The organism is Streptomyces hundungensis (assembly GCF_003627815.1).
In the GTDB taxonomy this organism is placed as follows: domain Bacteria; phylum Actinomycetota; class Actinomycetes; order Streptomycetales; family Streptomycetaceae; genus Streptomyces; species Streptomyces hundungensis_A.
The window spans coordinates 2,187,864-2,201,326 of record NZ_CP032698.1; the positions used below are offsets into that span (position 1 = coordinate 2,187,864).

12 protein-coding genes are annotated in these 13,463 nt (G+C 70.3%); 5 read left to right on the top strand and 7 right to left on the bottom strand.

Annotated elements, in window-relative coordinates:
- Positions 1–57: 57 nt before the first annotated feature.
- A complete protein-coding gene (locus DWB77_RS09735; protein WP_120720870.1) occupies positions 58–519 on the bottom strand; it encodes a DUF3237 domain-containing protein in 462 nt (153 codons plus the stop codon).
- Positions 520–735: 216 nt separating this feature from the next.
- On the opposite strand from DWB77_RS09735, the gene DWB77_RS09740 reads away from it, so the two are divergent.
- From DWB77_RS09740 to DWB77_RS09755, 4 genes are all read left to right on the top strand, one after another.
- Positions 736–2,382 (top strand): ABC transporter substrate-binding protein, encoded by a 1,647-nt coding sequence (locus DWB77_RS09740; protein WP_120720871.1) that lies wholly within the window; start codon positions 736–738, stop codon positions 2,380–2,382.
- Between the two features lie 29 nt (positions 2,383–2,411).
- On the top strand, positions 2,412–3,860 hold the full coding sequence (locus DWB77_RS09745; protein WP_120720872.1) for an amidase: 1,449 nt from the start codon (positions 2,412–2,414) through the stop codon (positions 3,858–3,860).
- A 109-nt stretch (positions 3,861–3,969) separates the two neighbouring features.
- The gene (locus DWB77_RS09750) at positions 3,970–4,311 is read left to right on the top strand and encodes a hypothetical protein (RefSeq protein ID WP_120720873.1); all 342 of its coding nucleotides are present in this window, start codon (positions 3,970–3,972) and stop codon (positions 4,309–4,311) included.
- Positions 4,308–5,909 (top strand): cation acetate symporter, encoded by a 1,602-nt coding sequence (locus DWB77_RS09755; RefSeq protein WP_162952489.1) that lies wholly within the window; start codon positions 4,308–4,310, stop codon positions 5,907–5,909. The genes DWB77_RS09750 and DWB77_RS09755 overlap by 4 nt, the downstream gene beginning before the upstream one ends.
- A gap of 59 nt (positions 5,910–5,968) precedes the next feature.
- Here DWB77_RS09755 and DWB77_RS09760 read toward each other — a convergent pair whose 3' ends face one another.
- The 6 genes from DWB77_RS09760 to DWB77_RS09785 form a co-directional block, all read right to left on the bottom strand.
- Positions 5,969–6,850, bottom strand: coding sequence for an SGNH/GDSL hydrolase family protein (locus DWB77_RS09760; protein WP_120720875.1), 882 nt, complete (start codon positions 6,848–6,850; stop codon positions 5,969–5,971).
- A gap of 387 nt (positions 6,851–7,237) precedes the next feature.
- Positions 7,238–8,026: an ABC transporter ATP-binding protein gene (locus DWB77_RS09765; protein ID WP_120720876.1), complete on the bottom strand. Its 789-nt coding sequence runs from the start codon at positions 8,024–8,026 to the stop codon at positions 7,238–7,240.
- Complete coding sequence (locus DWB77_RS09770) at positions 8,019–9,023, bottom strand: ABC transporter ATP-binding protein (RefSeq protein ID WP_246033481.1); 1,005 nt, start codon at positions 9,021–9,023, stop codon at positions 8,019–8,021. Before DWB77_RS09770 ends, DWB77_RS09765 begins: the two co-directional genes overlap by 8 nt.
- Positions 9,020–9,877 (bottom strand): ABC transporter permease, encoded by an 858-nt coding sequence (locus DWB77_RS09775; protein ID WP_120720877.1) that lies wholly within the window; start codon positions 9,875–9,877, stop codon positions 9,020–9,022. The genes DWB77_RS09770 and DWB77_RS09775 overlap by 4 nt, the downstream gene beginning before the upstream one ends.
- Positions 9,874–10,827 (bottom strand): ABC transporter permease, encoded by a 954-nt coding sequence (locus DWB77_RS09780; RefSeq protein WP_120720878.1) that lies wholly within the window; start codon positions 10,825–10,827, stop codon positions 9,874–9,876. Before DWB77_RS09780 ends, DWB77_RS09775 begins: the two co-directional genes overlap by 4 nt.
- 119 nt (positions 10,828–10,946) lie before the next feature.
- Positions 10,947–12,554 carry a CocE/NonD family hydrolase gene (locus tag DWB77_RS09785; protein ID WP_120727598.1) on the bottom strand — a complete coding sequence of 536 codons (1,608 nt, stop codon included), beginning with the start codon at positions 12,552–12,554 and terminating at the stop codon, positions 10,947–10,949.
- 169 nt (positions 12,555–12,723) lie between these two features.
- Between DWB77_RS09785 and DWB77_RS09790 the strand changes: the two genes are divergently transcribed.
- Positions 12,724–13,290 carry a TetR/AcrR family transcriptional regulator gene (locus tag DWB77_RS09790; RefSeq protein WP_120720879.1) on the top strand — a complete coding sequence of 189 codons (567 nt, stop codon included), beginning with the start codon at positions 12,724–12,726 and terminating at the stop codon, positions 13,288–13,290.
- Positions 13,291–13,463 lie beyond the last annotated feature (173 nt).

Here is a 13,463-nt window from a genome sequence, read left to right on the forward strand (position 1 = left end):
GGGTACGGCGGCTGCGCCGTGGCCCGCGCGGAGGGCGCGCGGGCCACGGCCGGACCGCTACTTCAGCGCGTACATGCGGATGATCACGGCATCGTCGCCGTCCGGGCGAGCGAGGCCGACGAAGACCGTCTCCGCGAGCCAGCGGTGGGCGGGGGCGTCCGTACGGAAGACCGGCGAGGTGCGGTAGTAGTGACCGGCCTCGGAGACCTGCACCTCCCCGTCGAACTGGTCCGGGGTGTCGGCCTTGGGCCGGTAGTAGCCGCGGTTGACGATGTCGATCACGGCTCCGTCCTCCGCCCGGAGCAGGTAGCGGGCCTCCAGCTCGCACACCTCTCCGCGCGTGCTGCTCCAGTCGCCTCCGCCGGGAAGGACCTTCCCGCGCAAGCGGGGACCGTCCACGGCGCCGCCGGTGATGGGGGTGAACTCGGTGACCTCTCCGTCGCCGTTGCCGATGTGCAGCGTTTCGGACACCTCGGCCCGGATCTCGAACGCGAAGTCGAGGGCGGGAGTGAAGGACATGGTGGTTCTCCGCTTCTGTGAGAGGACGGCGCACCCGAAGCCCCGATGCGATCCGGCCACGTCTTGCTCTTGACGTGTTAGCTCACCAGATGCAAGCGTGACATGCAACAACGTTATATGACGTTCATTTATGACGGCTCGTCGGCGTGTCTCATCTCTCCCCCCATGTCGAGCGTCCCCTTCTCTCCTCACTCCTCTCGGCAAGGAGCATCAGCTATGGCTGCGAAGAAATCGGTGCTGACGGTGCTCACGGGCTTGGGACTGCTGGCCGCCACGGCCTGCACCGGCTCGTCGGCCGGAAACGGCGCAACCCCCAAGCCCGGACGTCTGACCACCACCACGGCACCAGGCACCGCCGAAGTGGATCGGGTCACCTGGGCGCTGCCCTACGGTGAACCGACGACGCTCGACCCCGCGAAGATCGGCGACTACTCGCCCCAGACGGTCGAAGCCAACCTCTGCGACACCCTGACCCGGATGAACGCGGACTTCTCTCTGAGCCCCGGCCTCGCGAGCAAGGTCACCTGGACCGACGACCACACTCTGGTTCTCGACCTTCGCCCCGGTGTCACCTTCTGGGACGGCTCGCCCATGACCCCCGCCGACGTGATCCACAGCCTGGAACGACAGCGGGACCCGAGGACGCAGGCCCTGTACGGGAACTACCTGGCCGCCGTGACCTCGATCAAGGCCACCGGACCCCACCAGGTGACGCTGCGAACCAAGGGATACGACCAGACGCTCCCCAAGGCGCTGGCCACGTCGTTCGGCGCGGTGAACCAGAAGGCGTACACCGAGAAGGCCGGCCCCGCCTACGGGACCGCCAAGGGCGGCTTGATGTGTACGGGGCCGTTCAAGCTGGGCTCCTGGAAGTCCGGCAACGGCATCACCTTGGAACGTCACGACGCCTACTGGGACACCAGGCTCAAGCCGAAGGCGAAGCAGGTCGAGTTCCAGTTCATCACCAACAACAACACCCTCACCAGCGCGCTGCTGTCCGGCGAGGTGGACGGCACCTACGAGCTGCCGCCCAGCAGCGCCACCGCGCTCGGCAAGGCCGACAACGGCTCCGTGCACCTCGGCCCCTCGACCCAGAACGTCCTGCTGATCCCCGCCAACGGGGAGTCGCCCGCGGCCGACCGCAAGCTGCTGGACGCCCTGTCTCTGGTCATCGACCGTGACGCGCTGATCAGGAACGTCTTCGGCGGTGACGCCACCACCCTCAAGTCGCTCGTCCCGCCGCTGACCTGGCGCGGGGACAAGGCCGCAGCTCAGTTCGACGCCGCCTACAAGGCCCTGCCCGACGTCCCGAAGCCGGACGCGGAGAAGGCGAAGAAGCTGGTCGCGCAGGCCCGCCCCCTCTCGCGTCCGCTGGTGGCCGCCATCCCCGCCGGTGACCAGCGCGGCCTGCAGACCTTGACGTTCATCCAGGCCGCGGCCAAGAAGATCGGCGTCGGCATCGAGATCAAGCAGCTCCAGCCCACCCAGATGTCCTCGCTCTTCTACGACCCCTCGGTCCGCAAGGGCCTCGACCTCATCCTCACCTTCGGCTACGTCACGATGCCCGACCCGTCGTCCTACGTGGGCGAGAGCGTCACTCCCCGTGGTCTCTTCAACTGGACGGGCTACGACAACCCCGAGGTGACCCAGCTGCTCGACCGGGCCCGCACCTCCTCCGACCCCGTGGTTTCGGCCAAGGCGTACGCCGAGGCCCAGGCCCTGTTCACCCCCACCACCCCCGTGGTGTTCCTGGCCACCACGCACGAGCGGATGTTCATGAACAAGCGCATCAGCGGCGCGCCGACCTCCTTCGCCTACATGAGCATGCCGTGGGCCGCCTACCTCGGCGGCACCGCCACGTGACCGCCACCCCTTCGAATCAGGAGACGACGATGACCGACACCACCGGCGGCACGCCGTTGTGGGACCACTCGGCCGCCGAACTGGCCGCCGGCATCCGCGCGAGGACCTTCTCCGCGATCGAGGTCGCCCAGGCGTTCCTCGCCCGCATCGACGAGACCAACCCGGCGCTCAACGCCCTCGTGGACATCCGGCCCGAGGAAGCGCTCGCCCAGGCCGCCGCCGCAGACGCCGCGGTCGCCGCCGGCGGGGACCTGCCCCCGCTGCTCGGCGTCCCGGTGTCCACCAAGATCAACACCTCGCAGCGCGGATACGCCAGCTCCCACGGGGTCCCGGCCTGGGCCGGCGCCGTCGCCCAGGACGACGCCGTCTGTATCGCCGGTCTGCGCGACGCCGGCGCGACGCTGATGGGCCGCAGCAACAGCCCGGCCTTCGCCGTGCGCTGGTTCACCGGCAACGACCTGCACGGCAAGACCCTCAACCCGTGGAACCCCGACCGCACCCCCGGCGGGTCCTCCGGAGGCGCCGCAGCGTCGGTCGCCGCCGGCATGACCCCCATCGCGCAGGGCAACGACATCGGCGGTTCCGTCCGCTTCCCCGCGTACTGCTGCGGCGCCGTCGGCCTGCGTCCCACCATGGGACTCGTCTCCGGGGTGGAGCCGCGCGGCGCGGAGGAGTTCGACAGCCCGCTGTCCTTCCAAACCATGGCGGTCCACGGGGCGCTGGGCTGGACCGTCGACGACGTCCGGCTCGGCCTGCACGCCATGGTGAGCCCGGATCTGACCGACCCCGTGGGCCTCCCCGTACGCCCGCCGCTGGGCGATCCCCGCCGGGTCAAGGTGGCGGTCGTCCGCGACGCCACAGGCGCCAAGCCGCATCCCAGCGTCGACGCCGCCATCGACGACGCGGCCCGCTGGCTCAGCGACGCCGGCCACGAGGTGGAGGAGGTGGAACTTCCCCTCCTCGGCGAGGCCGCCCGGCTGTGGTCGCTCCTGCTCTACCAGGAGCTGAGGACGATGATGTCCGAGATCGAGCGGTTCGGTGACGACACCGTACGCATCTCGCTCGCCGCCTCGTTCACCGCCGCGGCGGAGACCTGGGGCGAGCAGCCCACCCTCACCGACTACATCCGGGGCTATGCCCGCCGCGGCACCCTCATCAACCGCCTCCAGCAGTTCCTGGGCCAGGACCGGATCGTGCTGACGCCGGTCTGCGCCGAGCCGCCGTTCGAGCAGGACGCCGACCTCGCCGGAGACGCCCGGGTGAGCGAACTCCTGGCCGCGCAGTGGCCGATGCAGGCGGTCCCCGTGCTCGGTTTCCCCGCCATCTCCGTACCCACCGGCCTGCGCGACGGACTGCCCTCCGGCGTCCAGCTGATCGGCGGACGCTTCCAGGAGGACCTGCTGCTCCACGTCGCCACGGCCATCGAGGCCCGCGCCACGCGTACCCGGCCGACCCTCTCCTGGGCGCAGGGCGGCTGACCGCCCGCCCCGGCCCTTCGACGGCGTGCCCCGGCGGTCTGCACCGACCGCCGGGGCACGCCGTTTCCTTCTCCTTCCCCTTCCACGCACGGCCTCCAGGAGTCCTGTCATGTCCCTGTTCGAACCAGCGCCGCGCAGCGCCCCCGGAGTCGAGGTCGCCGCGCATGCGGCCCACAGACAGCCACGCGGTGCCTCAGCACGCCGCAGACGCCGCCTGGTGGCGGTCAACGTGGCTGTGACCGTCCTCGTCCTCCTGCTCACCCACACGCTGGACGGCCTTGTGGCGACCCCGATGGCAGGCGCCTACACCCTCGGAATGCTGCTGCTGAGCCTCCAGGCGGCCACCATGGTGATCTCCGCCCTGTGGTACGACCGGGCATGCCGCGACGTGTGCGACCCGCACGTGAACGAGCCGCACGGCATCGCGGGCCGCGGTGGGGAACTGCTGTGAACGAGTTCCGTGTTCTCGCCTCCGGCGAATCCGGCCTGCTCACTCCGCTGACCCTGTTCCTGGCCGTCGTCTGCGTCTGCTTCCTGCTGTGTCTCGTCACGGGCATGGACAGTGAAACCCCCACCGACTTCTACGCCGCCGATCGCTCACTGCCGGCCCTGCGCAGCGCGCTCGCCCTGTGCGGCGACTACATACCGGTGACCGCTCTGCTCAGCCCCATCGGCACGCTCGCGCTGAGCGGCTACGACAGCATGATGCTGGCCGTCAGCGCCTGTACCGCGCTGATCACCCTGCTGGCCCTGGCCGAGCCTCTGCGCGCCACAGGACGTTTCACGCTCGGGTCGATTCTTCAGACCCGGGTGACCGGCACGGCGCCGCGGACCGCCGGCACCGTGCTGACTCTGGTGGTCTGCGTGCCCCTCATCGTCGTTCAGCTCACGGTCGCGGGAGACGTCACCGCGTACGTCCTCGGACTCGACGCGTCGGGAACCGCCGAGGTCTGCACGGCGCTCATCGGACTGTTGATCATCTCCTTCGCCGCCTTCGGCGGCATGCGGGGCACCAGCATGATCCAGGCCGGTAAGGCACTGCTGCTCTTCGCCGTGGTCCTCACCCTGATCGTCGTGGCCGTCAACCGCTTCGACGGGGACTTCGGCGGGATGCTGGAAGCCGCCGCTCTCGGGAGCGGCGGGGCGGAGGTCTTCCATGCCCCCGGCCTGCTGTTCGGGGACACGACGACGGGCACGGTCGAACTCCTCTCCCTGTGTCTGACCGTCTCGTTCGGCTCTGCGGTGGTGCCTCCCATTCTCCTGCGGATCGGGGCCACCCTCAGTGGCGGGACCGCCCGTCGCGCGGTCGGCCGGGCCGTCGTCATGATCACGTTGTTCTACGGTGCGGTGGTGCTCCTCGGGCTTGCCGCAGCCGCGGTCGTGGGCGCGCAGACGATCACCGCGGACGATCCGCAGGGCAACTCCGCACTGTTCCTGTTGGCCCGGACTCTCGACGGATCGGGCGCCGGGCGGCTCCTGTTCACGGTGGTCGCCTGTGCTGTGTTCGTCACCATCCTCGCCACGGTGGCCGGCCTCGCCCTCGCCACCGCGGCGTCACTGTCACACGACATCTACGCCGGGACCCTGCGCAGAGGGACCGCCACGGACAAGCGGGAAACGTCGGTGGCCCGGTGGGCGGTCGTGGCCGTCGGAGTGGCAAGCGTGTTCCTGTCCGTGCTGCTGCATGCGTGGAGCATGGTCTTCCTGGCGTCGTTCGCCGCATCCGTGGCCGCCTCGGCCATCCTTCCCGCGCTGATCTACACCCTGTTCTGGAAGGGCTTCACCCGGCGGGGGATGCTCTGGACGCTCTACGGCTCTCTGGCGTGCTGCCTGCTCCTGCAGATCTTCGGCCCCACGGTGTCGGGACGGCCCTCTTCGCTCCTCCCCGGACACGACTTCCACTGGTTCCCACTCCAGAACATCGCGCTGGTCAGCGTTCCCATCGGCTTCCTCCTGGGCTGGATCGGCAGCCGCCTCGGGCCGCGGCCGCCGGCGGAGAACGCCCAGGGCACCACGGCGCGGACCGGGATGGCCGCCGGTGCCGACTGACGGCGCAGCGGTCGGCCCGCAGCGGGCCGGGCCGCGGGCCGACGAAGGTCGCTCGCCGGTCAGCCGGCGGCGGCGAGTACGGCGTCGGCCATGGCCCGTTCACCCGCCGCGTTGGGGTGGAAGGGCGCCGCGGCGTTGGTGACGAGCGGCTCCATCCAGCGGGTTCCGGCCGGCTTGCAGACGTCGTGGCCGATGGACTTGGTGTAGGTGTCCACGTAGACGGCTCCGCGCGCGGCGGCCTGGGCGGCGATCACGGTGTTGAGCCGCTTGTGGGTGTCCCGCAGCCAGGGGGCGTCCCCCCTGGCGATGGTCGCGACCCAGGGGCAGTTGGTGCCGTTGTCGGGAAGGATCGCCGGGTAGCCGGTGACCAGGATCCTGGCCTGCGGGGCGCGTTGACGGATGCCGTCGAGGGTGGCGGCGATCTTCGGAGCGGTGGCGTCGACGGTGGCGGCGAGCTGGTCGGTGCCCGTCCAGGTGTAGCTGTTCTTGCAGGGCGAGCCGCCGAGGTTGAACGCCCCGAGCGTCACACAGCGGACGATGATGCCGGCGAAGCCGACGTCGTTGCCGCCGATGGTGAGGGTGACCAGGTCCGTGTCGGCGCTCAGCGCGTCGAGCTGCGGTGGCGCGGACGCGTTCTGCGCGGAGGTCATGTGCACCGTCGTGGCCCCTCCGCAGGTGACGTCCTTGTGGGCGGCGGGGGCGAGCGCGGCGTTTACCAGAGCGGGGTAATTACGGTTGGAGCGCATGCAGTTGGCATCGGCCTGGTCCGGTACGCCGGCTCCCGACGCGAAGGAGTCGCCCAGGGCCACGTAACGGTCGGGCGCGGTGCCGGCGGCCTCGGCGGGGCCGGCGCCGAGACCGGCGGCGGTGGCCAGGGCGGCGGTGACGGCGGTGAGGGCGGCAGCGGTGCGGGCGCGACGGCTCGGTGGAACTGATCGCATGGCGGTGTGCCTCTCGTGGCGGGGTGAGGGGGGCGGGCGCCTTCTGGCCGCCGGGGAGGGCCAGTCGGCGCGCCGGACCGGCGGCAGGACGGTCCCGTACGTCCGCCGCCGGAGGTGCGAGGGCTCTGCGCGCGCAGTATTACCGGTCGGTTGTACTGGCTCGTAATATGTGGCCGATGTGACGGGGCGTCAAGGCGTTGGACATCAGAAGGCGTCCGCCACCGTGTCGGCGGCGGACGCGGATTGCCAACTCAGCGAGCGTGACGCGCGCTTGAGGACGTCTCTCCGGTGCCTGTGACCCGGGGTGCGACATGAGGAAGACGTCTGCCCCGCTCCCTCGCCGGGACAGACGTCTTCGTTCGGTGGGCCGCGTGGCGTGCGGGCCCGTCAGGCGGCGGCTTTTTTCGCCCTTCTCCGCGGCTTCCAGCCCGGCTTCGGGATGGAGGCGATGAGACGTTGGGTGTAGGGGTCCTGAGGATCGCCGAGGACCGTCGCGACAGGGCCGTGCTCGACGACTCTCCCCGTCTGCATCACGAGGACGTCGTCGCTGATGTGCCGGACGGCGCCGAGGTCGTGTGTGATGAACAGCAGCGCGGTGCCGGTGTCCGCTCGGATGCGGGTGAGCAGGGCCAGGATTTGTGCCTGGATGGACACGTCCAGGGCGGCGATGGCCTCGTCCAGGATCAGTACCTGTGGTTCGGCGGCCAGGGCGCGGGCGATGGCGGCGCGCTGGCGCTGTCCGCCGGAGAGGGCCTTGGGCAGAGAGCGTGCCTGCCGGTCGTCCAGGCCCACCATGTCGAGGAGTTCGGCCACGCGGGCGCGCAGCCGGTCCGCCGGCACGGGCTGGTGGAGCCCGACCGCCTCGGCGACGGCGTCGCCGACGCGTTGGCGACGGTCGAGGGACGAGTAGGGGTCCTGGAAGACCATCTGGATCTGCCGGCCGCGGGCGCGGCGCTCGCGTGACCGCAGCCGGCCCGCCCTGCGCTCGTCGCCGGCGACGACGATGTGTCCGCCGCTGGGCGTCTCGAGTCCGGCAATCATGCGAGCGGTGGTCGTCTTACCCGATCCCGACTCGCCGACGATGGCCAGAGACCCCTGCTCCGGGAGCGAGAACGTCACGTCGTCCACGGCGACGAAGTCACCGAACTCCTTACGGAGGTTGCGTACCTCAAGCATGGCGGGCGGCCTCCTCGGGAGGGAACGTGTGGGGGAAGTGGCAGGCCGCCGAGGCGTCACCGTCGGAGCTCGGTTGTGGCCGGTCGCTGCGGCACAGGTCCTGAACGTGGGGACATCGGTCGCTGAAGGCGCATCCGTCGGGTGCTTCGAAGCCGGACAGGGGCCGGCCGGGGATCGAGCGGAGCTCCGCGCCGGCGTCGGAGACCGAGGGGCGGGAGGCGAGCAGGGCGCGTGTATAGGGATGGACGGCGCGCCCGCGCAGGCGGTCGGCGGGGAGTTCCTCCACGGTCATGCCCGCGTACATCACCACGACCCGGTCGCACACCGCTGCCGCGAGTTCCAGGTCGTGGGTGATGAAGAGCATGGCCAGTCCGCGGGCTTCGCGGGCCTCGCCGATGATGGCCATCACCTCTTCCTGGGTGGTCACGTCGAGAGCGGTGGTCGGTTCGTCCGCGAGCAGCAGGCGCGGTTCGGCGGCCAGCGCGGCGGCGATCATGACGCGTTGGAGGAGGCCGCCCGAGAGTTCGTGGGGCCGTTGGCGCATGCGCCGGTCGGCGTCGGCGATGCCGACCTCCCGCAGGATTCCCGTGACCTTCTTGACCGCCTCGGCTGCCGGGACACGGCGTGTGGTGGTCAGCCCTTCGATCAGGAAGTCGCCGACGCTGCGGGCGGGGTTGATGTGGGCGCGGGGGTCCTGGAACACCATGGCGACCTCGGTCGCGCGGAAGGCGCGCAGACGCTCGGGCTTCATCCGCGGGACGGACTCCCCGGCGAACAGCACGTCTCCGTGGATCCGGGCGCCCTGGGGCAGCAGGCCAAGGACGGAGCGGGCGGTAAGGGATTTGCCGGAGCCTGATTCGCCGACCAAGGCGATGGCCGTGCCTTCGGGAATGGTGACGTCGGCGCGGTGGACGACGGTGCGCGGCGCTCCGTCGAGGGGCAGGTCGATGCCGAGCGCGTCGATCCGGAGCAGCGGTGATGTGCTCATGGTGCTCATGCGTTCTCTCCGAGCAGACGTCGGGACAGTCCCGTCCCCAGCAGGTTGAACGCGACGACGACGATCAGGATGGCGATGCCCGCGTACAGCGACTGCTGCGGCTGGCCGGCGAGGATCGAGGGGGCTCCGTTGGCCACCATCAGTCCCCACTCCGGGTCCGGCGGCTGGCTGCCGAGTCCGAGGAAGGAGATCGCGGCCACGTCGAGCAGCGCGTAGCCGAAGCCGATGGTGGCCTGGACGAGGACGAGCGGCAGCAGGTTCGGCAGGAGGTGCCGCAGCCAGATGCGGAAGGTGGGTGCGCCGAGGAGCTGCAGCGCCGACACATACGGCAGGTTGCGCTCCCTGATCGCGGCGGATCGTACGACGCGCGTGATCAGGGGGAGGTAGGCGATCGACAGGGCCACGATCGGTGCGGTGAGCCCGGCGCCGAAGACCGCGGCGACGAGGACGGCCATGATCAGCCCAGGGAAGCCGAAGACGATGTCCAGGGCCCCGGAGACGAACCGGTCGAGCCAACCTCCGAACCAGGCCGCCGTCAGCGCGAGAAGGGTGCCGAGCGTCGTGGACACGGTGATGACCACGGCGGGGGCGGTGAGGCTGGCGCGGGTTCCGGCGATCAGCCGCGAGAGCAGGTCGCGTCCGGTGTCGTCCGTGCCCAGGAGGTGGGTGGCGGACGGTCCGGCGTTGACGTTGAGGGGGTCGACGGCGTTCGGGTCGTGCGGGGCGAGCAGCGGCCCGAGTACGGCCATGAGGACGAACAAGGCGACGACGCATCCCGCGCCGAGCGTCAGGTGGTCGCGTGGGCGTCCGGTCCGCCGCTTGGGCGAGGTGCGGGGGAACAGGGCGGTCGTCATCGGGCAGCCCCCTTCTGTGCGGCTCGGGGGTCGAAGGCGGCGCTGACCAGGTCGACGGTGGTGTTGATGACGACGAAGACGACCACGAAGATCAGGGAGACGGCCTGCACGACGGCCATGTCCTGCTTGGACGCGGCCTCGATCATGAGGGCTCCCAGCCCCCCGGTGCCGAACGCCTGCTCGGCGACCGCCGCGGTGGCGATGAGTCCGGCGATGCCGACGCCGGAGACGGCGAAGACGGGTCCGGAGGCGTTGTGCAGGACGTGCCGCCTGATCACGGTGCGCTCGGGGACGCCGCGGCTGCGGGCGGTCTCCACGTGCTCGGAGCGCATCTCGGCGCGGACGGCGGTCCGGGTCACCTGGGCGACGTAGCCGATCCAGCTCAACGCCAGCGCTACGGCCGGAAGCGTCAGGTGCGCCAGGGTGCCGGTGAAGCCCTCGCCGGAGCCGTAGACGGGGAACCACGGGAGCTGGACGGCGAAGAGCCAGATGAGCAGGACCGCCATGACGAAGGTCGGTACCGCCATCGCACCCGCCGTCAGGGTCGTGGCCAGCGTTTCCGTGCGTCCGCCGCGCAGTGCGGCGACCGTGCCGATGACGGTGCCGCCGACAAGGACGAGGACGGAGGCGTAGGCGACGAGTGCCAGGGTGTCGCCGGCGCGGGCGCCGATGAGGCGGGCGACGGAGTCGCGGTAGACGAGGGACTTGCCGAAGTCCCCCTGAAGGAAGTTGCTCAGCCAGTGCCAGTAGCCCTGGATGAACGGATCGTCCAGGTGGTACTCGCGGTGGATCTGCGCCAGTACGGCGGGGTCCGGGTTCCGGCTGCCGCCGACGAGCAGCGTGGCGGGGTCACCTGGTGTGAGGAACATCGCGCCGTAGATGGCCAGGCTGGAGACGAGCACGGTCAGGGCGAGCATGCCCAGCCGAGTGGCGACGAATCGGAGGCTCATCTCGGACCGCCTCCTTCACGGAACTGTTCCACGGCCGGGCGGTGCGCCGCGGACCCGGTTGTCGGTGGCGTGCGGGAGAGATGGCGCAGAGGGAGCATGGGCCCTCCAGGGTGCAGGGGCTATTCGCCGCTTTCGGGCAGGACGGTCAGACACAGGCGGGAGGGGTGAGCGGTGCCGGTCCGCAGCTTCTGCAGACTCGCCTTGGGAGCCGTCGTCAGCCACGGACTCTCCAGGGAGCCGGAGTTGGGCAGGTGGTTCGGGAAGTCGCTGCCAGCGATCATCAGCGCGAGGCGATGGCCCGGGCGCACCCGGTAGCCGGTGTGTCCCAGGGCGATGTCGACCTCGCCCGGCCTGTCGGCCTGGACGCAGCCCCGCACGATGAGGCGCGCTGTGCCGTCCGGGGCCAGGTCGAGGAGCCGTACGAATACGTCGAACGTGGGGGCCGTGCTCTCCACGTGCAGCACCGCGCGGACGGGGCCGGCGAGGTCGAGTGGCCCGTCGGAGGCGGGGCCGGTGAACACGAGCACGTCGTCCCGGTCGAGTGTGCGGCGCTCGTCGACGTGGTCGCGCAACTGCATGAAGGTGTCCGCCGCTGCGGACGGTACGAGATCGTCGGGGTCGTACCTCCACTCCGCTGCTTCCGATGTGTCATCCGGACGCGGGGCCAGCTTTCCACCGGGAACCGTGCCGGTCGCCGCGACCGGATCCGCCAGGTACAGCTCGGTGGCCGTGGCTTCCGGCAGCGGCCAGGTGGCCGCGGTGCGCCAGCCCTCGTGGCCGAGCTTCCAGCGGACCCGGGGCAGCGAGTCGGGATGGGCGACGCCCTTGAGGAAGACGTCGAAGAACTCGATCGCGGGGCCGGTGTAGGAGTCCAGCATGCGTTCGAGGGCGGCGTCGCCGGCCAGGTGGTCGGTCTCCGGGGTCGCCGGGGCGTCCTCGAGGAAGTAGTTCTCGTGGTCGATGGTGTCGGCGATCAGGTACTGGACGGCCGCCCAGCCGGGACGCCTGGCCAGTTCGGTGTAGTCGCGCATGTGGGCGATGCCGAGGTTGTCGAACCAGCCCACGCAGTGCAACACGGGTATGGGGCGGGCGTCGTAGGGGTGCGGACCGTTGTACGGGTCGAGGGGGATGCCGCCGACGATGAGGTCGAAGCCGGCCGAGCGCTTCCCGATCGCGGTGAACGCCTCCTCGTAGGCAGCGATGATCGGGCGCCTGGTGAGATCGACGTCGAACTCGTGGATGTCGTTGTCCGTCCACACCTGCGCCTGGTAGGTCGTGCCTTCCAGCCACAGGGGCTGTCGCCCGGAGCCTGAGTCGTAGGTGGCGATGCCGGGGGCGTTCGTGGTGCTGGTCACCCGGGGGACGATGGCGCGCAGGGCGGGGTGCTGGCTGGAGACGGCGGACCACTGGGTGAAGCCGTAGTACGAGTCGCCGAACATGCCCACGATCCCGTCGGACCAGGGCTGGTGGGTGATCCACTCGAGGGTGTCGTAGCCGTCGTCGACCTCTCCGGTCCAGCCCAACGTCCGTCCCTGCGAGCGGAACTTGCCCCGGACGTCTTGGACCACCACGACGTAGCCACGCGCCGTGAACCGGTCCGCGATCTTGTCGAAGAAGGCATATCGGCTGTTCTTGTCGTAGGGCAGGCGGGCCAGGATCGTCGGCGCAGGCGCCGCCCCCTGGTCGGCGCCGTACACGTCGGTGGCCAGTCGCACTCCGTCACGCATGCGCACCATGTGCTGCTGCGCGCGCGAAGGGACGGGTTCCGGTGTGACGCGTCGGACGGCAAGGCACATGAAGCCCTCCTGGGAAGCTAACCTTTAGATAACAACGTGATATAACAGCGTTGCATCTAGGTGTGTTCAGCGTCAACCCCCTCTGAGCTAGGTTGCTTCCATGCCGATCGACGTCGACGAAGTCCAGCGCCGCAAGGCAATCGCCGAGGCCACCCTCGCTGTCGCCGCCCGGGACGGCGCGCGCGCCATCACTATCCGTGCCGTGGCCAAGGAACTCGGCGGCTCCACGGCCATGGTCACCAACTACGTTCCGACCCGCACTGCGCTGATCACCAACGCCGTACGTGCAGCCGAATCACGGTGGCGGGCCGACCTGGAGGCCCACCTGGGCGACCTGTCCGGCGCGGACCGACTGCGGGCCACGGTGGAGTGGCACCTGAGCACGGAACCCGAGGACCTGCTGCTCCGCACGCTCTGGGTGGAGATGCTCTCGTCGGCCCACTCCGACCCCAATGGCGTCGACCGCCAGGAACCCCGCGAAGCACGCGAGGAGTTCGGGGACGCGTCCACCGCCGCGGGAGTACCGGACGCCGGCCTCGCCGCCGACGTCCTCTCACTCCTGACCCGTGGCTACTACGTCTCCACCATGGAAGAGCCCACCTACTGGACACCGGAGCGCGCAAGCCGCGTCGCCAGAGCCGTCGTGGACGCCCTCATGGATGCCTGAAAGGGACACACCCACGACCAGCACGACCCCAGTCGCACCTGGCTGATCTGCTGCGCGCCCACCGTGGGGTCAGTGGCTCGATATCGTCGCGGCGCCTGCCAAAGTTCACCAACACATGGTCGGGACATTGCTGGAAGCGGTGCCATCAGGCAGGCCCCCTATGGCCCCCTGGC

Excerpts from the sequence above, each read along its gene's own strand:
- DWB77_RS09735 (WP_120720870.1), bottom strand. The coding sequence starts at position 519 with ATGTCCTTCACTCCCGCCCTCGACTTCGCGTTCGAGATCCGGGCCGAG.
- DWB77_RS09740 (WP_120720871.1), top strand. The coding sequence starts at position 736 with ATGGCTGCGAAGAAATCGGTGCTGACGGTGCTCACGGGCTTGGGACTG.
- DWB77_RS09745 (WP_120720872.1), top strand. The coding sequence starts at position 2,412 with ATGACCGACACCACCGGCGGCACGCCGTTGTGGGACCACTCGGCCGCC.
- DWB77_RS09750 (WP_120720873.1), top strand. The coding sequence starts at position 3,970 with ATGTCCCTGTTCGAACCAGCGCCGCGCAGCGCCCCCGGAGTCGAGGTC.
- DWB77_RS09760 (WP_120720875.1), bottom strand. The coding sequence starts at position 6,850 with ATGCGATCAGTTCCACCGAGCCGTCGCGCCCGCACCGCTGCCGCCCTC.
- DWB77_RS09765 (WP_120720876.1), bottom strand. The coding sequence starts at position 8,026 with ATGCTTGAGGTACGCAACCTCCGTAAGGAGTTCGGTGACTTCGTCGCC.
- DWB77_RS09770 (WP_246033481.1), bottom strand. The coding sequence starts at position 9,023 with ATGAGCACCATGAGCACATCACCGCTGCTCCGGATCGACGCGCTCGGC.
- DWB77_RS09775 (WP_120720877.1), bottom strand. The coding sequence starts at position 9,877 with ATGACGACCGCCCTGTTCCCCCGCACCTCGCCCAAGCGGCGGACCGGA.
- DWB77_RS09780 (WP_120720878.1), bottom strand. The coding sequence starts at position 10,827 with ATGAGCCTCCGATTCGTCGCCACTCGGCTGGGCATGCTCGCCCTGACC.
- DWB77_RS09785 (WP_120727598.1), bottom strand. The coding sequence starts at position 12,554 with ATGCGTGACGGAGTGCGACTGGCCACCGACGTGTACGGCGCCGACCAG.
- DWB77_RS09790 (WP_120720879.1), top strand. The coding sequence starts at position 12,724 with ATGCCGATCGACGTCGACGAAGTCCAGCGCCGCAAGGCAATCGCCGAG.